The organism is Deltaproteobacteria bacterium (assembly GCA_011375175.1).
Taxonomy (GTDB): Bacteria; Desulfobacterota; GWC2-55-46; order GWC2-55-46; family DRME01; genus DRME01.
In genome coordinates, this window is record DRME01000120.1 from 1 (window position 1) to 25,886 (window position 25,886).

Consider the following 25,886-nt stretch of genomic DNA (forward strand, 5'->3'; position numbering starts at 1 on the left):
GCGGCCCGAACCTCCCCCGCTACCGCCCCCAAGGCAGCGGGTGTTGCCGCCGGCTCCCCGAAGCCGACGGATGAAAGCATCTGATTCGTTACTCTGAGGGAAACTTTCTGAAGAAGGGCCACAGGCCCACGTTCCCCCGCGCCCTCTCGTATGTTGTTCGCATGTCGGCGGCACCGGCGAGGTTCGGCCCGCGCCAGGCGGGATCTTTTACGCCTTTGCGGCCCGAACCTCGCCGGTGCCGCCCAAGGCGCGGGCAAGCCCCCTCAAAGACTCTCCATGCAGACCGCCTCTTCCCCGGCCAGGGGGTTTATGGTGAGCCCCGAGAGGAGCTTGGGATAGAAGTAGGTCGACTTCTGGGGCATGACAAGACCGGCCTCGGCCACGGCCTTTACCTCCGAGATGTCGGTGGGGTTCATTATGAAGAGCAGTTGGGCCTTCTCGTCGCGGCCCCGCTCGATGACCTCCCTGGAGCCCTTCACGTAGATGAGGTTCTTCTGGCGCGCCTGATCCTCCTGCGTCACGCCCAGGACCTCGCCGATTATGAGCGAGTGGAGGACGGTCACGTCGAGCGACTTGTAGACCTCCGGCACCGACGGTCCCAGCAGGCGGTCGAGCACCGAGCGGTCCTTGAGCGTCAGCAGGCAGTAGGAGTCGCGGCCCCTCATGAAGAGGCCGAAGGCGTTGCGTCCGGCCCTGTGGGCCTCGTCGAGCCCCGCAAAGAGCCGCCTTCGCGCATCGGCCTCGCCGGCAGCGCCGAAGGGAAGCTCCGTCACATGGAAGTAGGCGCCGACGCGCCTCAAGAAGTCCCCGCCGTCGAAACCTTCGAGGCCGTGGACGATCCTGTGGGTGGGAAGCACGACCATGCCCTCGTCGTCCATGTTGGAGAAGTACATCATCACGTAGTTGAAGGGCTCGAGGCCCGTGGCATCGGGCCTTGCCTCGAGCATCATGCGGCGGTAGTTGAGGGCCGTCTCGTAGCGGTGGTGTCCGTCGGCTATGAAGAGACTCCTGCCGGCCATGGACTCGGCCGCCCGGCGGAGCACGTCGGGGTCGTCCACGACCCAGAGCCTGTTCCTCACGCCCTCGTCGTCGGCCACGTCCAGGTGGGGCTCGCCTGTGACCGAGTCGAAGAGGCGGTTGAGGGTGAGCTCCGGGTCCGAGTAGAGCGAGAAGATGGAGCTGAAGTTGGCCTTGCACGCCTCCATGAGCCTGAGCCTGTCGGCCTTGGGGCCAGAGAGCGTGCGCTCGTGGGCGTGGATAGAACCGCCGCCCAGCTCCTCGAGACGGGCAAGGGCGATGAACCCCTTGCGCGTGCGCTCCACGCCGTCGATCTCGAAGGTCTGGGTGTAGTAGTAGAGGGCCGGTTTCTCGTCGCGCACGAGCACGCCCTCGTCGAGCCAGCGGGCAAGGTCGGCGGCGGCCCGGGAGTACCGGTCGTCGCCGGGACGGTCGGAACCGCTCGTCTTGCCGAGGATGAGACGGACGATGTTGTAGGGATGGCGCCTGTAGAGCTCATCCTGGAGCTGCGGCGAGATGACGTCGTAGGGAGGGGCCATGACGGCGTCCATGGTCCCAACCTTGTCCTTGTTGTAGCGGATAGCCCTGAAAGGCCTAATCTCTGTCATGACAACCCACCCGGTTTTCTAATTCGGCGTGGAGACCCTGGGGCGCGCCCCTTCTTCGCAAGAGTTTCCCCAGCGACTCCGAGCTCGATCAGGAATTGATGAGTATATTACCGGCCGGACGGACGGCGTGTCAACCTGTTTTTGAGGAAGCCCCGATTAATCACCCTGAGGGAACCTTTTTGTAAAAAGGTTCCCTCAGACTCCCTCCAAAGACTTTTAACGCCCTGCGGCTCATCCCGATTTTGCAAGCAAAATCGGGATGAGCCGCAGGGAATTGAAAGTCTTTGAAGGGGGTCTGGGGGAAACGTGGGCCTGTGGCCCTTCTACAGAAAGTTTCCCCCAGGGTGATTAATCAGAACTTCCTTAATCAGGTTGCGTCAAGCCCGTTTGGGAGAGGTGAGCACGTGGACGGCGCCCTTGGGGGATACGACTTTGCCGCCTCGACCGGCAAAGCGGCCCATCCTTGCGAGCGCCATCTCGAAGGCCTCGACGACCTTGGGGTCGAACTGCGTGCCCGACATCCTGCGCAGCTCGGCCACGGCATCGGACTCGGAGACGGCCCGGCGGTACGGCCTCGCTGAGGTCATGACCTCGAAGGCGTCGGCCACGGCTATTATGCGCGCGCCGAGGGGTATGGCGTCGCCGCCCACGCCGTGGGGGTAGCCGCGGCCGTTGTAGTGCTCGTGGTGATAGTTGACAAGGAGGGCCACTTCCTCGAGCCCCTCCATGTTGTTCAGTATCCTGCCGCCTATCTCGGGATGCTCCTTTATGACGGCGAAGTCCTCGTCCGTAAAGGTCCCCTTCTTGAGAAGCACGCCGTCGGGTATGCCGATCTTGCCGATGTCGTGAAGCAGCGCCGCCCGGCGTATGGTTTCGAGCTCCCTGCCGGAAACGCCCATCTCCCTTGCTATGGCCTCGGAGTAGCGCACCATGCGCGCGGCGTGTCCTCCGGTGTGGGGGTCGCGGGCCTCTATGGTGGATGCAAGGGTGGCGATGATGCCCATGTAGGTGCCGCTCAGCCGCTTGTAGAGCCTGGCGTTCTCTATGGCGATGGCCGCCTGGCCGCAGAGTACGGTGGCTATCTCGAGGTCCGAGTGCGAGAAGGGGTGGTCCCGCTTGAAGTTTATGAGGTTGAGCACGCCGAGAGAGACGTCCTTCATCACGATGGGCAGGCACAGGGCCGAGCGGATGTTGCGCTTGCGCATCATCTCTTTGAGCTGCGGGTCCGTCTCGGTTCTGCTGTCGAGCACCACGGGCTCCTTCTGCTCTGCCACCCGGCCCACGAACCCCTCGCCGGCCATCACCTTCAGGGAGCCGTCGTCGAGGCCGCCGGCGCCGCTGCGCCGGGTCCTGTAGGCCTTCATCATGAGCGAGCCGTCGTCGTCGAGCAGCATAATGGAGGCGAGCTCGGCGCCGGTGTAACGGGCGCTCTCCTCGACGACCATGTCGAGAAGCCTGTCGATGTCGTGCTCGACGAGCAGGCGCTTGTTCACCTCGAAGATGGGAAGCAGACCCTTGAGCTTTATGTTCTCCTTTACGACGGCGCTCTTTCTCAGCACCTCCTCCACCGTGGAAAGAAGCTCCTTACGGGTAAAGGGCTTGGTCACAAAGCCCTGGGCGCCGTGCCTTATGAGCTCTACGGCCGTCTCGAAGCTCGTGTGGGCGGTGATGACCACGACCGGAAGGTCGGTGGAGACGTCGCGGCGCAGCCTGTTTATGAACTCGAGGCCGCTCATGGCGGGCATCATGATGTCGGTGAGCACGAGGTCGAAGGACTCGTCCGCAAACCTTTCAAGCCCCTTGTCGCCGTCGCCCTCGACCGCAACCCTGTAGCCCGCAGCGGAGAGCATCCTTTTTATGGTCTCCCCAACGGACAGGTCGTCGTCTACTACGAGGATCTTCTCTCTGGCCATCTCTAACGACTCCGCGTTTGGCAGGTCCCTGGAGACTAAACGCCGACCTCGCCGGAGGACGAAGCCCTGCGGCGACGCCTCTGAAACGTGTCCGCCCCTCTTTGCAAGCTCCCGCAGGCCGGGCGGCCGTGACTGGTGTGCGTCGAGAGGATTGACCGTGGAACGGGATAAACGACGTATGCGGACTTCCCCCTAAAGCGGCGGAGTGCATGAAAATTCTCAGGAGCAGGGAGCAAACATCCGGTTACATGAAGTGGTAGACGGGTTCCGGGGCGGGAGGGGGCGACGTTGACGGCCCCATGGTCTGCTTCTTTCACGATGAACACTTTCGGCAACTAAAGCGCGAGCCCGTCGATAAGGGTTGCAAGCAGATCGATGAAAGACGGCATCGCCGATCCGCCTTGAAATCATAACATATCGGAGTCGATTGTTCCACTACAAATCTTTCGCTGAGACTCCAGGGAAGCCCTGATTTATTGCGCCTTGCCCGCGCCCGCTGCGTTGGCGGCGGCGGGGAGGTTCGGGCCGCAAAGGCGTAAAAAATCCCGCCTGGCGCGGGCCGCACCTCCCCGGCGGCGCCGAACATGCGAACAACATACGAGAGGACGCGGGGAAGAGGGGCCCATGGCCCTTCTTCAGAAGGTTCCCCCGGAGAGCCTGGAGCTGCAAGCCCCCCTGTTTTCGCGTCTGTCAGGCAGCCGGAGAGGGACGGACGCCCTCTATTCGATCTCCAGGTAGGGAGCCACGGCATCGAGGGCGCGCCGGAGCACGTCCTCGCCGTGGGGCTCTATGGTGCAGACGGGATCGGATGCGTAGCGTGCGAGGAGGCTGAAGAAGAGGGGGAAGTCCACGGTGCCGTCGCCGACGGCCAGGTGCTCGTCGTAACGGCCGTGGTTGTCGTGGATGTGGACCTCGGCGATGAAGGAGCCCACGGACTCGAACCACCGTTCGAGCGCCACGGTGGAGAAGACGTTGAGGTGGCCCGAGTCGAGACATACGCCGAAGCTCTTCGAGTCCACGGCCCTTACAAGCCGCTCGAGCGTAGAGGGCTCCTCCTCGAAGATGTTCTCCGCCGCTATGACGGTGCCCACCCTCCGGGCCTCGTCCGCTACGGCGGGCCAGGACTTCATGCTCTGGGAGAACCACAGCTCCCTGTCGCCGTCGTAGACCCTTTCGTCGTAGCAGGCGTGGAGGACCACCACCGACGGCCTGAAGATGGCGGCCGCCGAGAGCACCTGCATGTACCTCTCCACCGTGAGCTCCCTTACTCGCTCGTCGGGCGCGCCTGGATTGAGGCTCAGGTAGGGACCGTGAAAGGTGGCGGCGAGGCCGTTTCGCCGCAGCCCGCGGGCCAGTTCCCCGAGCTGCGCGGTGTCGGCGCCGTCCAGGCTCTCGGCGTCGAAGTATATCTCCGGGTTTATGCGGGCCTCGACTATCTCGTCGAAGCGCTCTGCAAGGATAGTGAAAGGCACGTGTACGTGGAGAGGCCGCTTCTTCACCCTCTACTCGCTCCCCGACAGTGTGGGCGCCGCCGCCACGCGCTCCGCGCCCATGGAGGCGAACCAGCGGTAGACCGAGGCCACACCGTCGCCGACCTCTATGCGCGGCTCGAAGCCGAGCAGGCGCCGGGCCTTCGAGATGTCCGAGAAGTTGCGCCGCAGCTCGCCCCTGCGCTCGGGCTCGAAGACGATCTCCACGTGAGGCCCGGCGAGCTCACACACCATGCGGGCAAGGTCGATTATCCTCGTCTCCCTGCCGGTGCCGAGGTTGACGGTCCCGCCCCACGGCCCCTCGTCTCCCGACGTCTCGACGAGCGAGCCGAGAAGCCCCGTGAGGTCGTCCACATGGAGGAAGTCGCGGGTCTGGAGCCCGTCGCCGTAGACGGTGAGCCCGCCCTTTGTCATGGCGTCCTTTATGAAACGGGCGACCACGCTGTTCTTGTGGAGCGAGCGGGGACCGTAGAGGTTGGAAAACCGCAGCGACAGGGTCCGCAGGCCGTAGGAGCCGTGAAAGGCGCTGCAGTAACCCTCGCAGGCGAGCTTGCTCGCGCCGTAGGGCGAGAGGGGGGCCGGCGCCCTCTCTTCGCTCATGGGCGGCTCGGCCTTGCCCATGGGGGCGTTGGACGATGCGAGGATGAAACGGTCCACACCGTTCTTCACCGACCCGTCGAGCATGTTGAGGGTGCCGACGGCGTTGACCTCGAAGTCGTGAAAGGGGTCCTTCACCGACGGGATGACGCCTGCGTGGGCCGCCAGGTGCACCACCGCGTCGATGCCCTCGGTGGCCGCCAGGCAGTGGTCCCTGCGGCGGATGTCGCCGACCATGAGGTCGATATCGCCGTCTCCGGAGGCGCTTGAAGGGGCGGCGGCGTCGCGGCGGCGCACGGCGAGCCCCCCGCTCGCCGCCGCCTCGGCAAGGGCCGCCTCGGTGCCCACGCTCAGGTCGTCGAGGACCCTTATGCGCACGGCACCGGAGGCGGCGCGGCCGGCGAGCCGTGAGACGAGGTTCGTCCCTATGAAGCCGCAGCCGCCCGTTATCAGGATACGCCGCATGGAGGGCTTCCTACTCCGCCCCGGCCGGCGTCGGGGCCGCAACGAAGGAGACCTTCCTGCGCTCCCCGCTCCAGCGCACATCGGGGATGAGGGCCTCCTTTCTGGCCTCTATCCTGTCGCGGTATTTGATCAGATCTTTTATCATTATGCGCATCTCGGCCTCCACGTCGTGGGTGGGCTTGTAGCCGAGACGCAGCAGGTGTTCGTGGTCAGGGTTATAGTAGTGCTCCTCCATCTCCTGGCGGGGGTTTTCGAGGTTTCGCACCGTCACGTCGAGGCCGAACTCACCGGCCACGCGCTTAACCTTCTCGGCGAGTTCGGTTATGTTGTAGACCTCCTCGAACTGGTTGAAGACCCGGCACTCGCCGCGCCCGGCCGGGTTCTCTATGGCGATGGTGAGACACTGCATGGAGTCACGAAGCGGCAGGAAGCCGCGGCGCTGTCCTCCCTTGCCGTAGGGCGTGAGCGGGTGACCGATGACGGCCTGGGCGCAGTAGCGGTTTATGGCCGTGCCGAAGCACTGGTCGAAGTCGAAACGGGTGCAGAGGCGCTCGTCGTCGCCCATCTCGTCTATCCTCGTGCCGAAGACGACACCCTGCATGATGTCCGTGGCCCGCAGCCCCCAGAGCCTGCAGGCGAGCATGACGTTGTTCGAGTCGTGGACCTTTGACTGGTGGTACCAGCTTCCGGCCTGGCGCGGAAAGGGGAGTGTGTCCTTGCGCCCCCTGTACTCGATGGTGAAGTAGCCTTCCGGTATGTCGATGTTGGGCGTGCCGTACTCGCCCATGGTGCCGAGCTTGACCAGGTGCGCGTCGGGACAGGTCGCCTTCATGGCGTAGAGGATGTTGAGGGTGCCGACGATGTTGTTGACCTGCGTGAAGGTGGCGTGGTGGACGTCGACCATGCTGTAGGGAGCCGATGGGTTTTCACCGAGGTGGACGATGGCGTCGGGCTCGAAGGTGCGCAGGCACTCGTGGACGAAGTTGTAGTCGCGGAGGTCCCCCTTCCTGAACTGAAGATTGACGCCGAAGTGCTCCCGGAAGGCGTCGAGCCTCTCGGTCATGCGCCTTATGGGGGTGGCCGACTGGGAGCCCATCTCGGCCACCCATTCGCGCCTGAGATAGAGGTCGCATCCGCTCACTTCATGGCCCCTGGCCGCGAGATGGAGCGCCAGCGACCAGCCGAGATACCCGTCCACGCCTGCTATGAATACTTTCATGTCGATTCGTCACCTCCATGGTTTTTAGCCGCCCAGACATCACCGGTCTTCAGGCCCGCCGCGAACAACTCGATACGGCCCATCAGTAAAGCACATATAAACAGAGACTGTCAACAAGGCCTTTCCCGGCGACGCCATCAATGGACGCAAAGCGAGCGCCCGGGGCTCATCTACACCTTCACTTTCTCGCCACCACGAAGAAGACCTTGTAAGCGCCGCAGGGCCGATCGGCCGGGATGGACACGGGCGGTTCGTATGGTGCCATGCCGTCGTGGATCACGGCGGGCATGGGTTCGAGCCTGCCGAAGACGAGCCTCTTCAACACCTCCCTGCCCTTCAACGTCCTTGGAATGAGGTTGAGCGCCACGGCGGCCCTCTTGACAAGAGAGAGGAGACTGCCGCTCACCCCCCCGTCCCCGACGGGCGAATCGCCGAAGAAATCGACTTCTCCGAAACCGCCCTCCTTCAGCATGGCGGAGAGCTCGGGAACCGAGAAGTAGCGCGTGCTGAAGGGACTCGGATGAAAGTCGGCCCAGTCCCGGTTCACGGTGCAGACGATGAGGACGCCTCCGTCGCGCAACACACGAAAGGCCTCTGATACGAACCTCTCGGCATCGAGGTAGTATATCGCCTCGTAAAGGAGAACCACATCAAAGGACGCCTCGCTCCACGGAAGCGCATGGGCGTCCATCTTATCGACGGCGACCTTCGGATCGTCGGCGTAAATACCCTTTGCTATCCCGAGATTCCTATCGTCTATGTCGCCTCCGACGACACGCCTTGCCGTCTGCGCGAGATAACCGAGACCGATGCCGGAGCCGCAGGCCACCTCCAGGACATCCTTGGACTTGCAGTAGGGAGCGGCGAAGCGGTAGCGTGTGTAAAGCCTTTTGATCTGCTCCTTCGACGCCCCTGCGCCGGGCAGCTCGGTGATGCTATGGTAGTCCGTCTCGGTCTTAACGGCCATAAAACTCTCTGACCGACCGCGCCACGTACTCGACGCCGTCGTCCTCGAGCTCGACGTACATGGGTAGAAGCAGCACCTTAGAAAAGACCTCGTCAGTGCGCGGGAGATCAAAGTCGAGCCCCAGGGCCTCGAACTGGTGCACCCCTTTCCCGCCCCAGGGGAGCATGGTTTCTACGCCCCGCTCACGGAGGTGCCTTACAAGGGCGTCACGGTCCTCGGCCTCCACCTCGTAGTTCTGGAAGACATCGTAGCGGGCCGTCCCGCTCTCGGGCGATGGCGGGAGCCTGAGCTCCGCCACGTCACGCAGAAGCTCATCGTAGAGCGCCGCTATGGCCCTTCGCCTTTCGAGCCATCCCGGCAGCAGTCCGAGTTTGAAATCGAGAATAGCGGCGTGAAGGTTGTCCATGCGGAAGTTGTAGCCCCACTCGACTATCTCTCCGTCGGCCGCCCTCCCGTGATTGCGCAGCAGCCTTACACGCTCGGCCACCTCCTCGTCGTCGGTCACCACGGCGCCGCCGTCGCCGAATGCGCCGAGCAGCTTTGCCGGATAGAAGCTGAAGCAGCCGGCAAGGCCGAAGCTTCCTCCCTTGCGGCCGCCGAGCACCGCCCCGAGGGCCTGGGCCGAGTCCTCGACAACGGCGATGCCGCGCTCTCCGGCAATACGCATGATCCTGTCCATCTCTCCGTTTATCCTGCCGTTGAGCTGTACCGGCACAATCGCCTTTGTCTTATCCGTAAGGGCCTGCTCCATGGCGGCCGCGTCCATCAGGTGGTCGTCGCCTATATCGACCAGCACCGGTGTTGCTCCGAGATGCTTGATGACCGAGACGGTGGCCACAAAGGTGTGCGAAACCGTAACCACCTCGTCGCCGGGCCCCACGCCGGCCGCCTTCAGGGCAAGCAGGAGCGCCTCCGTGCAGTTCCCCACGCCCACGGCGTAACGTGTGCCGCAAAAGCGCGCCAGGTGCTCCTCGAAGCTCCTGAGCTGCCCCCTCAGCATGAGGTCCCCTCTGGAGAGGACGTCATGGATTATCTCCATGTACTCCTTTTCGTTGTTTCTGAAGTGCCTGGGGTAGTCGATGTACCTGACCCGATAGCTTGTCATGGCTCGGCATTCTCCATGTTATTTATTATGAGTTCGGCCACCTCGGCGGCCCCCAGCCCGTAACGCCGCTTCAGGTGCTCTCCGTCGCCCACATGGCCGCACAGCTTTTCGGGGATGCCCACCCGCCTGAAGAGCCCGCCGTAGGATATCTCGCTCAAGACCTCAGCCACTGCGGAGCCCAGTCCCCCTATGACGCTGTGCTCCTCAAGGGTAAAGACGGCGGCGTGCGACAGGGCGCACTCCTTTACGAGCCCGGTGTCCAGTGGTTTCAGCGTATGCATGTTCACGACCGTAGCGGAGAGCGACCTGCCCGAGAGCGTCTTCCTCACGTCGAGGGCCGTCTTGACCATGCTCCCCACAGCAAGCAGCGCAACATCGCTTCCCTCGGCCAGCACCATACCCCTGCCGAGCCTGAAGTCGGGAGGGCCGTCATGGATAAGAGGCTCTCCCGTCTTTCCCATGCGGATGTAAAGGGGCCTGTCGAACTCTGAAGATATGCGGGCCAGCACCTCGGCCTCGGCCGGGTCGGCGGGCACCACGACCGACATGTTGGGCATGGCGCGCATGAGGGCGAGGTCCTCTATGCCGAAGTGGCTGAAGCCCTCGAGACCGTAGGTGAACCCGCCGCCCACGCCGATGAGCTTCACGCCGATGTCGTGATAGGCCACGTCCATGCGTATCTGCTCGTAGGCCCGCATCGTGATGAAGGGGATTATGGAGTAGCAAAATACGTTCTTGCCAGACAGGGCAAGCCCGCAGGCCGTGCCGATCATGTTCCCCTCGGCCACGCCGATGTCGAGAAACCTCTCGGGGAATGCCTCCTTGAAATCGTCGAAGAGCCTGAAACCGAGGTCGGCGGTAAGAAGGTAAAGGTCCCCGTCGTCTTCGGCCCTCTCTTTCAGTGCCTTGAAAAACGCCGCCCTCACGATGCAAGCTCCATCTTCGCCCTTTCATACTCATCACGGTCCGGCGCCCGGTAGTGCCACAGAAGCTCATCCTCCATGAACGATATCCCCTTTCCCTTCAAGGTGTGACCTATGACGACGCTCGGATGCCCCCTCTCGAAAGGCAATGCCCCGTAAGCGTCCAGAACGGCGGCGCAGTCGTGGCCGTCCACTTCCACCGCTCCCCATCCGAAAGCCTTCCACCGTGCGGCCAGAGGTTCGAGCTCTATTATGTCGCTTGTGCGTCCCAGGGCCTGGATCTTGTTGTAGTCCACTATGGCCGTCAGATTGTCAAGACCGTGGTGGGCGGCGAACATGGCCGCCTCCCAGCTGGAGCCCTCGTTGAGCTCTCCGTCACTCAAGAGCACGTATACACGATAGTCGAGACCGTCACGCTTGGCGGCAAGCGCCATGCCGGCGCCGATGGAGAGACCATGGCCGAGCGAGCCGGTGGAGACCTCTATGCCCTTTTCGATCTGGCGCGTCGGGTGCTGTTCGAGCACGCCGTCGTTGACGGCGAAGCCGTCGATATCCTCGTCGCTGAGAAAGCCGGCCTCATGGAGCACCGCGTAGAGCACCATGGCCGCATGGCCCTTGCTCATGACGAACCTGTCGCGGCAAGGCCGCGTCCTGTCGTCAGGACCGTGCCTCAACACCCCGAAATATAGGGCGCACAGCAGCTCCACCGAGGAAAAGCATGAGCCGATGTGGGGACTTCGCGTCCTGTAGGCCATGTCGAGTATGGACCTTCTGACCTTCTTAGACAAGTGCAGGTATTTTTCGAGACCAGCTTTTCCTGTCATTCCAACACTCCTCGAAGCGGCCCGCTAATCTATGACAGCGTAGCCTATGTATGGATCGAACTCGACCCTCTCGATCCTGAGCCTCCCGACGCCGATGGAATCGAGCAGCGCCTCCGTCTCGCCGGGCCAGATGGGATTGTCGAGTTCGTCAAAGGCCATGATAGCACCTTTAGGCATCCTCGGGAAAAAACTCTCTATGGCCACCTTCGTCGGCTCGTAGAGGTCCATGTCGAGAAAGAGGAGGCTTACGACGAGGTGTTTGTTCTCCGATATGAACTCCGGGATGGTCCTGGTTACATCTCCCTTTATGAGCCTTACCTTGTTCACGTGGCCGAGAAACCTATTGGAGTCGTAGATGTCGATAAGCTCGTTCAATTCGTCGAATGAGTTCGAGCACAGCTGCCCCGCTCCGGCCTCCATCAGGCGGTTCGAGTCCTTCTCACTCACCTCCGGGAAGCCCTCGAAGGTGTCGAAGCCGTATATGCGACGTGTAAGGTTGTTTGGCTCGAGCACGGCGCTCATGTTGGCCCAGGCCATGAGACTGAAACCCCTGTACACACCGCACTCCACTATGGAGCCCTTCACGGGAAGGACCTTCTTGAATATCTCGTACAGGGCCAGAAGCCTTGTAAGCTTCTGGCGTCTTATGTACTTAGGAAAGTTGTCGAGCTTGACCTCGATGCTCTCGGGGTTACGCAGGAAGACCTCCTCTATCTTCCTGCCCGCCTCTCTCTCGGAGTCAGTCCTGAAACCACCCTCGGGGGTCACGGTCCTCATATATTCCTCCACTTCCTACTTGAAGATGGCCGCCAAGGTCGAAAATATTATTTTCAGGTCGACAAGAAGCGACCTCGTCCTGACATACTCGAGCCCGAGCCTGTTTTTCTCCGGAGCTATCTTTTCAAGGTAGTCCCTGTCGGGGTCCTTACTGCCCTTGAGAATCTCGGACTCGTTCCTGAACCTTATCGAGGCGTAGTCGGTGATCCCCGGTCTCACCGTAAGGAGCAGCCTCTCCTCTTCCGAGTAAAGATCTACCGCCCACTGGACCTGCGGCCTGGGACCGACGAAACTCATCTCACCCTTCAGCACGTTAATAAGCTGCGGAAGTTCGTCGAGCTTGTACCTTCTTATGAACCTCCCCACCTTCGTGATACGCGGGTCGTCCTCCGGGGTGGATGAGCCGCCTATCTTCTCGGCGTCTTTGACCATGGAGCGGAATTTCAATATATTGAAGGGCCTTCCGTAGCGACCGACCCTGAGTCCCCTGTAAAAGAGCGGCAGGCCGTCCTCAACAAGTATGAGCAGAGAGACGGTGAGCATGATGGGGGACAACACCATCAATCCGGCAACGGAAAAGACGATGTCGAAAGTACGCTTGCCCCAGTCGCCTCTGTTCAGAGAGGAGGTGCTCGCGGCCTCTGTCTCCTTCATCGATTCCGCCACCTTACCCTTCGCATGCTCGGCGGCACTATATGTGCCCCATGAGCCGCTCCTTCAAGAGGCCGAAGTACTCGTAAAAGGCCCTCTCGGCCATCTCTACCCCTTTGGCGCTGGGAAGTCCCACCGACCGCTCCCTTGAGACGAGGTGTCCCGTCGGTACGGCCACCGGGTCTAAACCTTGCGCCCTAAAAAGCGCCATGGCGCGCGGCATGTGAGAGGCGGAAGTAACGAGCAGAAACCTCCTGTCCTCCAAAAGCGGCTTGAGGAGCACGGCCTCTTCATGGGTATTCAAGGACTGCTTCTCCACTATCAGATCGTCAGCCGCCACGTCGAGCTCTACTGCAAGTCGCGCCATGAGCTCCGAGGGCTTGGTCTCCGAAAAGGACCCTCCCGACAGGATGAGCCTTGCCCGCCCAAGCCTCTTATAAAGCCTTACGCCTTCAACGGTCCGTATTAGTGCGGCGTCTCCCAAGCGCCCCGTGAGTGGAAGCCCTTCGTCTTCTAAATAGCCGGCACCGAGGACCACGATGTCCACCGTCCCGTCGCTGAGAGACGTGCCCTCTTCGAGGCCTCCAGGGGGATATTCATACTCGAAGGGGGCAAGGAGCGCTCCTGATATGTATTGGCTTGAGAAGGCAAGCAGCAGCACCAGCCCAGCCGTGACGAAGACCCTCCCCAAGAATTGTCTCTTTGTAAACCACAGGAGGACGAGCCCCACCGTGGTGAGCTCCAGGCAGAGCGGCAACGGAAAGATAAGATGTATCAGAGACTTGCCTATAGCCATTACGGCATACCGTCCTCGGTTTTGTATGTCACCGTGACCCTTCCGGCGACCGCCTTGGCCACGCCTACCATCATGCCCGACATGGCCACGCAGAAACTGTAAAGGCTCGATGCGAGCGGAACGTACCTGTGTGCCCTGTCAGCCACCCAGCCAACGAGGACGAAGAGGTAGAAGGCGGCCTGGAGCATGAACAGCGACTTGTAGAGCAACCCCTCGCCCAGGAGGGACGCATTGGAGAGGAAGGCGATCACCATGAAGTACGGCGTCATATATCTGAGGAACCTGTGCGAAAAGAGGCTCCATGTAACGACGGGGTGCTTGAACCACTCGAGCATGCCGACCCTGCCGAAGACACTGGCCACGGTCTTAGATGTCCCCCTGACACGCGCCTTGTACTCGCTTCTTGCGCTGTGGGGGGGGATGTCGTATGCGAGGGCATCCTCTACATAGACGACCTTGTAGCCTTCCAGGATTATGTCGATAACCGAGGCGGTATCTATATCATCGACCGGCCTTAACGGAGTAAAGAGCTCCTTTCTGAACGCCATGCACGCCCCTGTGCCGTTATTGACCAAGCCGAGCCTGTTCTCGAGCTCCTTGAGCCTCAACTCATAACGCCAATAGAGCCCCTCGTTGCGGGCGATCGCCCCGCCCTCGACCCTGTAGGAGAGCCTGCCTACGGCCGCGCCGACCTTCGGGTCCGAAAAGGGTCTTACGATCTTCTTCACAAACTCGGGCTCGAATTCCGTATCGGCGTCGGTGAAGACCAGTATTTCGCCTTCGGCCATAGCGACCAGGTCGTTATGGACATCGGCCCTGCCCCTGTTCTCCTCAAAGGCCACGACCTTTACGCCTCTCCCCTCGAAAGTGCGGGCCGCCTCGACCGTGCCGTCCGTAGAGCCGTCGGAGCCGATAAGTATCTCCAGCCGGTCGGCCGGATAATCTAGGGCGAGCAGGTTCTCTATCCTCTTGGCGATGACGTCTTCCTCGTTATAGGCCGATACGAGGATGCTGACCGAAGGGGTGAATGTATCGTCTCCTGTCGGTACAGATCGTTTACGGCCAAAACCGGAAAGCAACGTCAATATGCCGTAATAACCGAACCACGTGTAGGCGAGCGTCAACAACGAAAAGCTGAAGACTATACCTGCCGCTGTCGCAAACACCGAATCCATCACTGCCTGTCCCTTCGTCTCAGGAGATTCATCTTCACGTCAAGCCCGAAGCCGCAGGTGCATCCCGGGCACTCTTTCAGAAAGCCCTTGAGCCTTTGTTCGAGGTAGGCTCGACTGCGACATATCTCGTCGAGTCCGGCTGACTTGAGGTTGCCAACCGACGGCATGGCCCAACATCCATGATAGACGTTTCCAAAGCTGTCGACCGAGACCTCCATTAGAACCCTGGCGCAGTAGTAGTCAGGCAGTCTCGAGTCCCTGCAAAGGGCCGGTATCGTCTCGAGTACTTCCACACTCTCTCTGACGGTTTTAGGCCATTTCTTTTTGAGTGCAACCAAAAGTCGTGTGACGCGCTCCATGGCCTCGGTAGAGGGGGCGAGACTCCTGTCGATGTCTTTGAAGAAATAGGGATTGGTATCGAAGATATTGAAACCTATGGTAGCGCCTTTCCGCCTGGCCAAGTCTACGGCGTACTCTATATCGCCGATATTGTCTTTGAGCACGGTGAAGGCAATGCTCGTCGGAAAGCCGGCATCCACAAGCCTCTCAACCGCCGCGGTCACGGCGTCGTAGCTGGCCTCCACACCCACGATGGCGTCATGGATCTCCTTGCGGCCGTGAAGAGAGACGGTTATGTGGTCCACGGACGACTCGACGAGCATTGGAAGTGAATACTCTATAAAATGGCCGTTGGTGGCTACCGAAACCCGTAGCCCTATGGACTTGGCGTGCGCAATGATCTTATAGATGTCTTTTCTGATGAAGACCTCACCGCCTGTGAACCTGACAGAAAAGCCGCCCATATCCCTGAAGTCATCGAGGACCGTGAGCCATGCGTCCTTCGAGAGCTCTTCGGCACGGTCGCCTATCTTCCACTCATTGCACATTACGCAACGGTAGTTGCACCGATCCGTGATCTTGATCGTAAGCATGGAGGGCAGAATTACGCCTGGCGAGCGCATCACGTTCACGGCGTAGAGCCCCCTGATAAAGGCGGATACCATTCTGAGTTTCCATCTCATCCCGTAATAGAGATCTTCCATCATCACGGCACCTATACGCTAATGGCTCGTAAGGGCCGCGTATATTTGGTGGAGCGTCGTCTTCAACCCCATGGGTATCTTCCTTCGCACGGCGGCGAACACGTCATAAAAGGAGTCGAAGAAAAGAAAGATGAGCGCCTTGCGCAGATTGTGCCTCTTATACACCTCGTAACGGAAGATCTTTTTCATCTTCTTTATCTGTCTTTTCTTCTCCTCCGGATAATTCAGTACCACGACAGAGCGGTGTTGACAGGGCACCTCGAAGTCCGGCTCTATGAGCCCTTCCTCAATGCACAGCTTATAGAGCTTGGTGCCTGGATAGGGACAGAATATGGAGATGCCCATGTCGTCAGGCTGGACACGCTCATTAAGAGAGATCGTCTTCCTTATCTGGTCTATCGTCTCATGGGGGCTACCTATAATGTTGTATGACGACCGGCTGAGCCCCATCTCCCTGGCAAGCTCAAAGGACCTGATTATCTGTTCATCTGACATATAGCGTTTGAGAACGTTCTTTCTTATGTACTCGTCACCAGCCTCTATACCCATCTGCACGTGGACACAGCCGGCATCCTTGAGGTATCTGAATACCTTTTCATCCTTGTTGCCGATACGATGGTTACAGTAAAAGGGAAGGCCCGGAAAGGCATTGCGGTATTTGTCGGCGAAGTCGCTCAGCCAGTCCTCGAACATGGTGAAGAGATCATCCTCGAAGGCGAGCATATTTATGGGATATCGGGCCTTGACGTAAGAGATGAGGCCGATTATGTAATCGACACTGTGTTTGCGGAGGTAGTCTTTTCCCTTCTGGCCCTGGATGCGCTGGAGTTCGAAGTTGATACAGTAGCTGCATGGGAACGGACAGCCGCGGCTCGTTATCATGTGGAACGTACCGTTGCGCACACTCAGATACCTCTCCATGTCGAAGAGGTCGAAGTCGGGATATGGTAGGCTGTCCAGGTCTGCGATGAGCGGACGTACCGGGTTCCGGTAGACCTGACCGTCCTTCTTTACCCAGAGATTTCTTATATCCCTATAGTCCTCGCCTGCCTCAATCCTCGAGAGCAGTTCGGCCATGGCCTCCTCACCCTCGTTTATGCACAGCATATCGATGGCATCCTGGGCGATGACCTTATCGGGAGCTATGGTGGCATGGGACCCGCCGAAGATTATCGGCACCTTGAGCCTCTCTTTCAGCAACCCCGCAAACTCTACGGAGAAACGGAAGAGGCCGGAAGTTGAGGTAAAGGCCACCATGTCGGGATTAAACTTAACCGCCCGTGTGAGCTGACGAACCTGGGAGTCGCCGAAAGTGAAATCCACGAGAGCTGTCTCGTGGCCGGCCTGCTTCAAATAGCCGGAAAGCGCCATGAGTCCCTGGTGCGGAGCTTCGTGGCCGCTTATATTCGGATAGACGAAGAGTACCTTCATAATGGAGAACCTTCCTTTACGACCAAAGCGCCCAAGACTTACGCTCCGGCGTCTGCAGGCCGCCGCCGCGCCCCGTCACCGCCGGGCCAGCGCCTGCAACCGGCGGCTATGCCGAGGAATATCCAGAAGTCGAAGTTCTGCACGTAATCTTTTGTCTGAAACCCCAGAGTGTAACCGATGAATACAGCAAAGAATACCGCTATGGCGAACCTCTCTTCGCCGCCGCATGCCTTGCGAAGACCCATCGTGAAATCCCTGTAGCCCTTGACCATGACAGCCGAAAACATGAGAAGCCCCGGCACCCCGTGATCCGCAGCCATCCTGGCAAAGGCGTTATGGGGCCACGACCAGCCTTCCTGGGTGCTCGAAAAAAATACGTAGAGCGAGCTTACAAAATTGGATGAAACATAATTCTCAAAAAAGAGCGGATATCCTCCCGCGCCCACACCCGTAAGGGGATAGTCGAGCATCATGAGAAAACCGACCCTTATCATATCGAGTCTGACCACCAACGAAGGAGCATCTACACTGGACACGATGAACTCCGGCCGCATGCTCAATGACTCGAAATTCTTTACAGCGGCGTATACAAGTATGGCCGACAGGAAGAGCAGATAGATCGAATTGCTCTTTTTGACCTGACCGAGCAGAAAGGAAAGGGCGAGGATGGCCAAAAGCGATGCGAGGACTCCCGAACGGTTGCCTGCCATCAAGGTGACCACGAAGGTTGGCACCAGTGCCGCCAGGAAAAGAGGCCTGAATATGCCAAACCTGCTTCCAAAGCCGTAAGCCACGAGGAAAGGGATCAGAAAGATCATGCTCATGCCGAAAGCGTTTTCCCGGGGAAAGAATCCTTTTACCACATACTGGTCGTGGAGACGATACTGGGTCTGGAGCTCCTCGGGACCGAAGTAGGGGCCGCCGAAGAATATCTGGATATAGCCGAGTCCCACCGACAACATACCGCCTATGACGAGCACCACCATTACCTTCTCAAGCGTTGCCCTATCTTTTATGAGAATATAACCGATGAAAGCCCCCAGTACGGCCGTATAGAAACGCAGCAGTATCCCCATCTGGTAATCGTATCCCCACTGAGCGAAACGACTGAATACATCCGTTCCGCCCACTCTGTGTAAAAGCACGGCCGAAAGGGTGGACAGGGCCGCAAAGACACATAGCGCGACGGCGGGCCAGAGAGCAACGAAAGAGTCGAGAAAACGTCGCCTGAGCTCATCGTCGAGCGATGACCTGATAAAGATATAAGAAAAGGTTATGATGGCCATTGTATTGGCCAAAGTAATCGAGGAGAGCCCCGGCAGTGGCAGTCGTACCACTTTGAGAAAGAAGTTGGCGATCACTGTGGCCACCAGCAGATAGCCGCCGAGATTTACGATATCACGCTCTCTATGTATTGTGCTGACGCTCTGGCTTTGCATCGTCCGAGTTCTTTGCTGGATAGCCGAATGCCGGAAACTTAACCATCCTGTGCCACAGATCAAAACGCCTGAGCGTAAGCGTCCATACCTGCCTCACTCCGAGATACCAGCGATGCGGCAGACAGGAGGCCATCAGCAGCAATAGAGGTGCCGAGTTGACGGGCTTAAGCCTCAGCGCTTTCATCAAATGGCGCCGAGCCTCGGTGCTGCTGCCGTCTCTCAAAAAGGCCTTGGCCCATAAGAGATGATAACGAACAGTCGCATGCAACGAGCCGGGGGCAAAGGTGTCGCCGAGCATGGAAGCGATGTTGCTCCGCGTGAGCCTGAGCATATAGAGGTGCTCCGGCAGGTTGCAGACCTTATACCTTGCCGCCAACCTTATCCACAACTCCCTGTCCTGCATGAAGCGGTAGTCCTCGTTATATCCGCCCACCGCAAGCACGCAATCCTTTCTGAAGGTCACGGAACCGTGAGCGAATGGCGAGGCGTATTTTATTACCTTTCCGATCTCTTCATTCGTCACCGGTTCCGAAACGTCGAGATATATGCCGTCCTCTCTGTTGAAGCGGACGTACCAGGAGCCGACGAGAGCGTAATCTGGATTTGCGTCCAGAAAAGCCACTTGCTTTTCGAGCCTCTCCGGCCTGGAGACGTCGTCGGCGTCCATCCTTGCTATGTATTGTCCACGTGCGGCCTGAAGCCCCCGGTTAAGCGTCCTGGTAAGCCCCACATTCTCTTGGTGTATCACTTGGAGCCTCGAGTCTTTGAAGCCGGCCAGAACGTCTGCAGTCGAATCGGTGGAACCGTCGTTATATATAAGGAATTCGAAGTCTTCAAAGGTTTGGCCAAGTATGCTCTCGACTGCCTCGCCGACGTAGCGTTCACAGTTGTAGACGCTCATCAAAACGGTCACCTTCGGTCTTTTCTCCATATCCATCATCTTCCAGGTATTCACGGTGGGAACCGGTCTGTCGCTCACCGCCTCTTTTCGAGAACCACCCACAGGGCCTCACCGAAAAGATTGTTCAGAGCCCGGTCTGCATCGAAGAATCTGCCGATGATCCTTTTCCATCGCTTGCCATAAAAAACATCCATCTTCACCACTTCAACGTTCGATGCCTTGTCGGAGCCGGAGACGCCGCGGATGAAGTCGACGGACTCACTAATATTGAAGAACCACTTGTGCCTGTCCATCGGTTTCTTAAGCGGCAGACCGTAGAACTTTACCCCTGCCTTGCTCATAAGAAGCGACCTCTTCACCACAGGCGGCCAGCAATTGGGCAGACTCAGCACAACGTAACGGCGCGTACATCGCAGCAACTCACCGAAGAGGGTATGAAGCGCATCGACATGTTCGAGAACATCGGTACAGACAACACAGTCGAATGTCGCCCCCCCGAACGGCAGCACACCTGAATCCAAATCGGCCCGCACATCAGGGGCTCCCACGATGTCTACACCGGTATAGTCATCCACAAAGGGCCGCAGGTATGCGTCACCGCACCCAACGTCGAGCACCTTGCCCTGGAGATAACGACCGTACACCTTATAGATATACTCGGCCCTTTCACGTCGGTCCCTGTAGCCGGTGACCTCATCCACCGGCAACCTCTCCGCCCTGTTCTCCGTCACAGCCACCCCGATAGGTCCCTGCGGATAAGGTCCTGAAGCTTAAGGATGTCCTCTCTAAAATCCGCCCGCAGCCGCGCCTCGGTTTCGGCATCAAGGCCAGCGCCGTTGGATGAAAAGAGTCTACCGCGAAGCATCTTGAGCAGTTTTGTCTTCGTCCTCTCGTGCAGCAACCTGCGGGCCAGAAAGGCGGCCGGGTTGTACCTTGTCAGGAGCTTATAAGCCGCGGCATGCAGTGGGGTCTTTGGAAGGCCGGCGCTATTGAAGCGCTTGCCGAGATCCGATGGCACAAATGAATCATCCACTCCGATAAAACCAAAGAGGTCTTTCATCAGCCATTGGGGACGCTTCGTCAGGTCCTCATATAGGTATACCCTTACGCGGGAAAAATTCTCCTTATAGAGCCTGACTTTTTCATAGTAGCGACCCAGTCCCACATAGTCGTAGCTTGCAGGCCAACCGCTCGCAATCCTCTGCCTGACCACTTCATCTCTTACAGCCTCCTCGAAGGGCTTTGGTTCGAGCCCACGGCTGTGTTTCGTGGTGAAGTGGGAAAAGGCCCTGGAGACGGGGTCCCGCAATATCATGACAATAGCGGGTTCGACCTCCCCCTTACCGTAAAAATCTTTGACGGCCTTTATGGTCTCGTTACAGTAGACCATGTACATAGGAGAGACCTCACCTATACACTGCCCCGAAGCGGCTGGAGCAAAAAGGCTACAGTACTGCTCAAGGGTCATGGCCCGAGAAAAAGAGCCGTCGAAAGGAAGACCTTCGGCGTAGCAGAAAAAAGACGGCTCTTTCACGCTCGGCATGAAGATACCCGGATGCTGACTCAGGTACATGTACATGGAAGTGGTTCCGCTTCTGGCCGCCCCTACGACGAGAAAATCAGGGAGCTTCCTTTCCTTGCCGTCAATCTTTATCAGCAAAACGTTGCCTCTCCTGCTGTTTCATCCATGGCCCTTATTACCCTGTCTACCGCATTACCGTCAATACACCGTGCATAGTCGTCGAGGACACGCTTGGCAGCATCCCTTGCCCTTCTGGCCGCCTCGCCGCCTGAAACTATCTCCCTTATCATGCGTGAAAGCTCCTTGCCGTCTCCGGCGACGAGAAGGCCGTACCTCGCGGCGTCAAGAAGACTTTCAACCCCTCTGGGTCTTATGCTCGGAAATTGGACGAGCACAAGAGGAGCTCCGGCCACGACGGTGTCGAGCTCCATGGTAGATGCGAAGGTTACGACCACATCCGAAGCCTTCAGCAATTTATAGTTGTCCGAAACCTGTGTGACATGGGTGACCCGGGAAGCAAGGGCATCTGGCGTAGCCTTCCTGTAGTAGCCCTTGGCGTCGGAAATGCTATAAGGATGGCTCTTGACTATAAGATGGCAACCCTCTATGCCGGTCACAGCATCGAGTATCTCGGGATACATCTCTTCGGTTATGGCTGTGGCGAGGGTCACCCAAATCCCTCGCTCGTCGATACCGAGCTCCTCCGCCATGGTCTTTCTCGCATCTTCCCGGCCCACCGCTCCGGCTTCGGGAAGCGACCAGTACGGTTTTCCAGTGACGACCACCCTTGGGCCGACCCCCTGAAAACCACAAAGCGCCCTTACAATCTCCTTCTGGTCTTCGCTCCATACACAGACGGTATCGATCAGGTCATACCCTTCATCGACAACGTTTGTGCGGATGAAGCCGTGCGGTATTAGAACGCCAGGCACTCCACAGCTTGTCCTGGCCACGGCAAAAAAAGCCCTCTCCAGGAGCCTTCTGAGCCTGGCGGTTATAAGCACCTTCGGCGTACAGGAGCGCAACAACTCACCGGCCGCATCGACGTACAAGGCTGCTTCAGGCAGGACACTGCCGTATACCTCTTTCATTCCCCTTTTCAGGAAAGGCCAGATATCTACACCGTAGCAACTGAAAAGCGCCCGGAGACGAGCTTCATTGCTTTGCAGCACAGCAGGGAGTTCCCTGCGGAACCGTCTGTAGCGGGCCTTGCTCTCGGCGGTGATAAAGTCGTCTATATAGACAGCCTCTATACCGGGCACATCGATGATATTGTTCCTGCCGAAGACGTCCTTTCTTGGCATGGCTACCATTATCTTTCTACCGCGCCCGGCAAGCTCCCTAAGTACCGGCATGATGGGATTGAGATAATTTATACGCGACGCCACTGCCATGGCGTAGACTTCTCGTCCGGGACCTTCAAAGGGGCGGGAAGTAGCAGTAGTCTCCAAAAGCGCCGTTTCGTTGGCATAGTACCCTATCCTGTAGTGGAGCCCCCAGGCGAGCCTTCGCAGGGCCTTGAAGAGAAAGGGCGGGATCTCAGATACCGACGCTCCGCGCTTCCATGCCGCCTCTGAGAGAAAGTCTCCAAAGGGGGAGAGGCTACCGTAAAGGCGTACCCTCTCGGGCGGCCCTTTCGCAAGCAGGCCTTCGGCCCGCGCAGCTTCCTTCACGAGATAGTGAAGAGAACCGTTGTAGCCTGCAAGTTTGTACATGGCGACCTGGGCAAGACTCACACCATCATGCATCAATGGATTCATGGCGGCCCACCGCCTTATCATCTCCGTGACGATTCGTACCGGTTTCACTTCATCGAAGTCAATATCGTAGGGGATGAGAGGTGTCGTGCGCGCAAGCCTCGACACGAGGCCGTCACTGATCGAGTCATAAAAACCAAAGAGTGTCGAAAGCCTTCCCTTGTTGCGCAGCCTCCTCTTATCGTAGAGGAAGAGTTCTTTCAACAAGCCACCTCCAGAAGCTCTTTGTACATGGCGAGCTCCTTATCGACTATGACATCGATGGAGTTGTTCTCCATTATATAGGCGCGGGCATCCCTGCCGAGCTTTTCCCTGAGTGGGTCATCACAGAGCAGCCTCGATACGGCCTCCCGAAGCCCATCAACCGTAGGCTCACAGAGAAGACCATTTTTTTCGTGGTCGATGATATTCCTTATGCCCGGCACATTGGTTCCTACTACAGCGGTGCCGCAGGCCATGGCCTCAAGAAGCGCCTTTGGGTTACCCTCGTAGTGCGAAGGCATGACGAATATCTCCGAAGTGTTTATCTCCCTTGGCAGGTCTCTGTTGGGAACAGAACCGAGGAATTCCACATCCACCCCCTCACGTTCGGCCTGCTCGGCCAGCCCCACCTTCAGTTCCCCCACACCCATGACAACGAGCTTCACGGGTAAGCCCCTTACGGCGCTAATCAATGACGAGAGATTCTTCTGGGGCTTGAGATTGGCCACAACACAGATCCGTCCCCTTCGCCTCTTCACCTCATCCATAGGCCGGAAGAGTTCGGTGTCCACATAGTTTGGGATCATCCTTATCTTGCCGGCAGGGATACCGTACCTCTTCTTCACGTGGTCTATCGTGATGGTGTCGGGCAGTACTATCACATCGGCGAACCGGAAGGCCAGATATTCGAGTGCCGTCGCTACGGCCATTACCAGTGGACCAAACCCCCTTTTCTTGAGAAAGAAAGTCCAGCAGTAGCCGCCGCGCACTATCAATTTCTTTCTGAAGATAAGTTTTGCGATGAGCGCCGACCAGGAGCCGTAAAGCTGGTTGGTTTTGAACAAGTCCGCGCCTTTTAGCTTCCTGCCATGCAACAGGGGACCGATAAAACTGAAGAGAAGATTGGAAAACGACCATTTGTTGACGAGAACCGTGAGGTTGCTCAGTACCGCACTATAGCGCTCGTCATCCCTGTCGCCATAGGTGAAAAAAAATATCCTGCCGAGAGCTGGCGCGACTCTTCTGTAGAGTGTCAACTCCCTTTCCAGTATCCCCACATCCTCCCACTCTCCAAGACTGACTGAATATGTAAAGAAGAGAACGAGTTTCTTGTCGTTCATATGCAGACTCTCAAAGGTCGCTATCCCTGACACCCCAAGCCAACGTGGTTGTGGCTATCACGATGGAAAGACGTTATCGGCGACTGATTTTATATAAAGACGCTATATCTTTCAAGCTGTATTCATGCAAGCCCGCCGAGAAATCGCTTGACGAGAAGTCCCAAAGGACTTGAAAAGACCTCTTCGGCCGCCGAAGCGATGAGCCGGAAGGAGAAGGCAAGCCACAACGCCATCATTAAGACCTTTACACTTATATCGAGCTCCTCGATAAACGACACGCCCAGTACCGTGACCATGACGACCGAGAAGGCCGTATATAGCCCCCGATATCTGGTGGCGATAAGGCTTCTCGATATCCTGTAGGCCATTAGTGCCGACACGGCATAGGCCAGCAGCGTGGCCCATGCAGCCCCTGCAATGCCATAAATGGGAATGAGCGCCATATTGAGCAACACGTTTACAACAGCCGAAACTCCCGTTATAAGTGGAAAGTAACTCGTCTTTTCCGTATATCCCATCTCCCAGGAGACTATGTTGTAGAGTGCAAGCCAGAGGAATCCGGCCACGACAACGGGCACTATCCTGTAAGCGTCGATGTAAGCTCCGCTTGACAGCAGAAGCGTAACTTCCCTGGCAAAGAGTGAAAGTCCGAGCCCGACAGTGCAGATGAGCAACATATAACAGAGGGCCGTAAAACCTATCCGACCGGCCATCTGCCTGTCTCCTGCAGCCCGGAAGACGAAAGGCGCCCAGGCCTTCTGCACCGGCCCCATCAAGGAAAGCACTATGGAGGCGACCTTGTAGCCCAGCGAGTAGAGGCCCACGGCCGGCATGGTCAGGAAGAGGGCGAGTATGAACCTGTCGGCCATGGAAAGGGCCACCTTGCTCATCGAGTGCGGTACGAGAGGGACACCGTAGCCGAGCATATCCTTGAGCATACCGCTATCGAAGCTACCGTAGTTCTCGACGATGGCACCGGGAGCGATTATAACACATACGAGAGTTTCCGCCATAAGGGAGGCGAGCAGGACTCCCGCGATAGCCATGTCGAAATGCGCAAGGAGTACGGCGTTGAGGACGAGCATCGAGAAAGTCTTCAGGGTAAGGATCGCCGCAAGACGCCTCGACTGGCTGCGTATCCTCATGAGGCTGAAAAGGACCGAGTTGAAGACCGAGAATACGACCGTGGCCGCGGCTATGATTATGAGCGAACGTCCGTCGTCGACAGCCCCCAAGAGGCTGGTGGCAAGCGGCTCGGCTGTGGCGATGGAGACGAGCAAGAACGCCGCGCCCGTTACGGCGAGGAAGACAATGGCCGTAAAGACGACACGCCTCTTGTCCTGCCCGGAGTCATACTTCTCGTAGTATCTCAGGACAGAAGCGGAGAACCCACACTCGCAGAGGATAAAGAAAAACCCCTTAGCCATCTCGATCAGGGCGAGCAGGCCGTACTCGCCGCTGTCGAGGTAAGCAGTATGGAGCTTTATGAGAAAGAGCGTAAGTATGTTGACAAAGAAAGTGGAAAGACCGTACCACAAAGAGTCCTTGACAAAAAGCTCCAAGAGCTTGTCACCGCCAGCCTTCTTCCTGCTATCTGTAGTAATCAAATCTTGTCCTGACACTCCCTACTGAATGACCGTTTCTGACCGCAAGGTGTTCCCTATGTCTATTTTTCATGAGCAAGGTGTAGAGAGTCTCGGGAAATCTACATCGTGGTCTTTCCATAGCAGTATCTGCCACTGTGGGCGTGCACCTCGTTGTACTCACGTATCCAGATTTCTTTTGCAACTTATCTAAGGTTTCTTCACCGCGCTTATAATAAGATGCTCGCACCTTTTCTCGGAGTAAGGAGAAAAGTTCCAGTCACTAAAAGACCTTACCTTTCCGAAACCAAATCTCTCGATCTTTTTCTTGAGCATCGGCCAGGTGTAGAGTCGCATGATA

At 58.2% G+C, this 25,886-nt stretch carries 22 protein-coding genes; all 22 read right to left on the reverse strand.

Annotation, left to right across the window (positions count from 1 at the left end; all coding sequences use genetic code 11):
* Window positions 1-263: 263 nt before the first annotated feature.
* The 22 genes from ENJ37_09600 to ENJ37_09705 all read right to left on the reverse strand — a co-directional run bounded on the left by ENJ37_09600 (window position 264) and on the right by ENJ37_09705 (window position 25,564).
* On the reverse strand, window positions 264-1,625 hold the full coding sequence (locus tag ENJ37_09600) for a DUF1015 domain-containing protein (GenBank protein ID HHL40748.1): 1,362 nt from the start codon (window positions 1,623-1,625) through the stop codon (window positions 264-266).
* Between the two features lie 377 nt (window positions 1,626-2,002).
* Entirely contained in the window at window positions 2,003-3,538 is a 1,536-nt protein-coding gene (locus ENJ37_09605; GenBank protein HHL40749.1) for a response regulator, read from the reverse strand.
* Between the two features lie 719 nt (window positions 3,539-4,257).
* The gene (locus ENJ37_09610) at window positions 4,258-5,037 is read right to left on the reverse strand and encodes a sugar phosphate isomerase/epimerase (protein HHL40750.1); all 780 of its coding nucleotides are present in this window, start codon (window positions 5,035-5,037) and stop codon (window positions 4,258-4,260) included.
* 3 nt (window positions 5,038-5,040) lie between these two features.
* A complete protein-coding gene (locus ENJ37_09615; protein HHL40751.1) occupies window positions 5,041-6,171 on the reverse strand; it encodes an NAD-dependent epimerase/dehydratase family protein in 1,131 nt (376 codons plus the stop codon).
* A complete protein-coding gene (locus ENJ37_09620; protein HHL40752.1) occupies window positions 6,101-7,309 on the reverse strand; it encodes an NAD-dependent epimerase/dehydratase family protein in 1,209 nt (402 codons plus the stop codon). Before ENJ37_09620 ends, ENJ37_09615 begins: the two co-directional genes overlap by 71 nt.
* Window positions 7,310-7,487: 178 nt before the next feature.
* Window positions 7,488-8,276: a class I SAM-dependent methyltransferase gene (locus ENJ37_09625; GenBank protein ID HHL40753.1), complete on the reverse strand. Its 789-nt coding sequence runs from the start codon at window positions 8,274-8,276 to the stop codon at window positions 7,488-7,490.
* The gene (locus tag ENJ37_09630) at window positions 8,266-9,381 is read right to left on the reverse strand and encodes a DegT/DnrJ/EryC1/StrS family aminotransferase (protein HHL40754.1); all 1,116 of its coding nucleotides are present in this window, start codon (window positions 9,379-9,381) and stop codon (window positions 8,266-8,268) included. The genes ENJ37_09625 and ENJ37_09630 overlap by 11 nt, the downstream gene beginning before the upstream one ends.
* Window positions 9,378-10,307, reverse strand: coding sequence for a hypothetical protein (locus ENJ37_09635; protein ID HHL40755.1), 930 nt, complete (start codon window positions 10,305-10,307; stop codon window positions 9,378-9,380). The genes ENJ37_09630 and ENJ37_09635 overlap by 4 nt, the downstream gene beginning before the upstream one ends.
* On the reverse strand, window positions 10,304-11,128 hold the full coding sequence (locus ENJ37_09640; GenBank protein ID HHL40756.1) for a transketolase: 825 nt from the start codon (window positions 11,126-11,128) through the stop codon (window positions 10,304-10,306). Before ENJ37_09640 ends, ENJ37_09635 begins: the two co-directional genes overlap by 4 nt.
* A 24-nt stretch (window positions 11,129-11,152) precedes the next feature.
* A complete protein-coding gene (locus ENJ37_09645; GenBank protein ID HHL40757.1) occupies window positions 11,153-11,905 on the reverse strand; it encodes a class I SAM-dependent methyltransferase in 753 nt (250 codons plus the stop codon).
* A 15-nt stretch (window positions 11,906-11,920) separates the two neighbouring features.
* Window positions 11,921-12,559 (reverse strand): sugar transferase, encoded by a 639-nt coding sequence (locus ENJ37_09650; protein HHL40758.1) that lies wholly within the window; start codon window positions 12,557-12,559, stop codon window positions 11,921-11,923.
* 37 nt (window positions 12,560-12,596) lie between these two features.
* Window positions 12,597-13,352, reverse strand: coding sequence for an envelope biogenesis factor ElyC (locus tag ENJ37_09655; GenBank protein HHL40759.1), 756 nt, complete (start codon window positions 13,350-13,352; stop codon window positions 12,597-12,599).
* On the reverse strand, window positions 13,352-14,527 hold the full coding sequence (locus ENJ37_09660; protein ID HHL40760.1) for a glycosyltransferase family 2 protein: 1,176 nt from the start codon (window positions 14,525-14,527) through the stop codon (window positions 13,352-13,354). The genes ENJ37_09655 and ENJ37_09660 overlap by 1 nt, the downstream gene beginning before the upstream one ends.
* Entirely contained in the window at window positions 14,527-15,573 is a 1,047-nt protein-coding gene (locus ENJ37_09665) for a radical SAM protein (protein ID HHL40761.1), read from the reverse strand. The genes ENJ37_09660 and ENJ37_09665 overlap by 1 nt, the downstream gene beginning before the upstream one ends.
* A gap of 15 nt (window positions 15,574-15,588) precedes the next feature.
* Complete coding sequence (locus ENJ37_09670; GenBank protein ID HHL40762.1) at window positions 15,589-17,001, reverse strand: radical SAM protein; 1,413 nt, start codon at window positions 16,999-17,001, stop codon at window positions 15,589-15,591.
* 38 nt (window positions 17,002-17,039) lie between these two features.
* Complete coding sequence (locus ENJ37_09675) at window positions 17,040-18,440, reverse strand: O-antigen ligase domain-containing protein (protein ID HHL40763.1); 1,401 nt, start codon at window positions 18,438-18,440, stop codon at window positions 17,040-17,042.
* A complete protein-coding gene (locus ENJ37_09680) occupies window positions 18,409-19,419 on the reverse strand; it encodes a glycosyltransferase (protein ID HHL40764.1) in 1,011 nt (336 codons plus the stop codon). Before ENJ37_09680 ends, ENJ37_09675 begins: the two co-directional genes overlap by 32 nt.
* Entirely contained in the window at window positions 19,416-20,084 is a 669-nt protein-coding gene (locus ENJ37_09685; GenBank protein HHL40765.1) for a class I SAM-dependent methyltransferase, read from the reverse strand. The genes ENJ37_09680 and ENJ37_09685 overlap by 4 nt, the downstream gene beginning before the upstream one ends.
* Window positions 20,069-21,001, reverse strand: a complete 933-nt coding sequence (locus ENJ37_09690; GenBank protein HHL40766.1) for a hypothetical protein — start codon at window positions 20,999-21,001, stop codon at window positions 20,069-20,071. Before ENJ37_09690 ends, ENJ37_09685 begins: the two co-directional genes overlap by 16 nt.
* A complete protein-coding gene (locus ENJ37_09695) occupies window positions 20,995-22,824 on the reverse strand; it encodes a hypothetical protein (protein ID HHL40767.1) in 1,830 nt (609 codons plus the stop codon). The genes ENJ37_09690 and ENJ37_09695 overlap by 7 nt, the downstream gene beginning before the upstream one ends.
* A complete protein-coding gene (locus tag ENJ37_09700; protein HHL40768.1) occupies window positions 22,821-23,942 on the reverse strand; it encodes a glycosyltransferase family 1 protein in 1,122 nt (373 codons plus the stop codon). The genes ENJ37_09695 and ENJ37_09700 overlap by 4 nt, the downstream gene beginning before the upstream one ends.
* Window positions 23,943-24,064: 122 nt before the next feature.
* The gene (locus ENJ37_09705; GenBank protein ID HHL40769.1) at window positions 24,065-25,564 is read right to left on the reverse strand and encodes a hypothetical protein; all 1,500 of its coding nucleotides are present in this window, start codon (window positions 25,562-25,564) and stop codon (window positions 24,065-24,067) included.
* Window positions 25,565-25,886 lie beyond the last annotated feature (322 nt).

Bases quoted from the DNA above. Each gene is read 5' to 3' on its own strand.
- ENJ37_09600 (HHL40748.1), bottom strand. From the start codon at position 1,625: ATGACAGAGATTAGGCCTTTCAGGGCTATCCGCTACAACAAGGACAAG.
- ENJ37_09605 (HHL40749.1), bottom strand. From the start codon at position 3,538: ATGGCCAGAGAGAAGATCCTCGTAGTAGACGACGACCTGTCCGTTGGG.
- ENJ37_09615 (HHL40751.1), bottom strand. From the start codon at position 6,171: ATGTGCGCTGGAGCGGGGAGCGCAGGAAGGTCTCCTTCGTTGCGGCCC.
- ENJ37_09620 (HHL40752.1), bottom strand. From the start codon at position 7,309: ATGAAAGTATTCATAGCAGGCGTGGACGGGTATCTCGGCTGGTCGCTG.
- ENJ37_09625 (HHL40753.1), bottom strand. From the start codon at position 8,276: ATGGCCGTTAAGACCGAGACGGACTACCATAGCATCACCGAGCTGCCC.
- ENJ37_09630 (HHL40754.1), bottom strand. From the start codon at position 9,381: ATGACAAGCTATCGGGTCAGGTACATCGACTACCCCAGGCACTTCAGA.
- ENJ37_09640 (HHL40756.1), bottom strand. From the start codon at position 11,128: ATGACAGGAAAAGCTGGTCTCGAAAAATACCTGCACTTGTCTAAGAAG.
- ENJ37_09645 (HHL40757.1), bottom strand. From the start codon at position 11,905: ATGAGGACCGTGACCCCCGAGGGTGGTTTCAGGACTGACTCCGAGAGA.
- ENJ37_09650 (HHL40758.1), bottom strand. From the start codon at position 12,559: ATGAAGGAGACAGAGGCCGCGAGCACCTCCTCTCTGAACAGAGGCGAC.
- ENJ37_09655 (HHL40759.1), bottom strand. From the start codon at position 13,352: ATGGCTATAGGCAAGTCTCTGATACATCTTATCTTTCCGTTGCCGCTC.
- ENJ37_09660 (HHL40760.1), bottom strand. From the start codon at position 14,527: ATGGATTCGGTGTTTGCGACAGCGGCAGGTATAGTCTTCAGCTTTTCG.
- ENJ37_09665 (HHL40761.1), bottom strand. From the start codon at position 15,573: ATGATGGAAGATCTCTATTACGGGATGAGATGGAAACTCAGAATGGTA.
- ENJ37_09670 (HHL40762.1), bottom strand. From the start codon at position 17,001: ATGAAGGTACTCTTCGTCTATCCGAATATAAGCGGCCACGAAGCTCCG.
- ENJ37_09675 (HHL40763.1), bottom strand. From the start codon at position 18,440: ATGCAAAGCCAGAGCGTCAGCACAATACATAGAGAGCGTGATATCGTA.
- ENJ37_09700 (HHL40768.1), bottom strand. From the start codon at position 23,942: ATGAACGACAAGAAACTCGTTCTCTTCTTTACATATTCAGTCAGTCTT.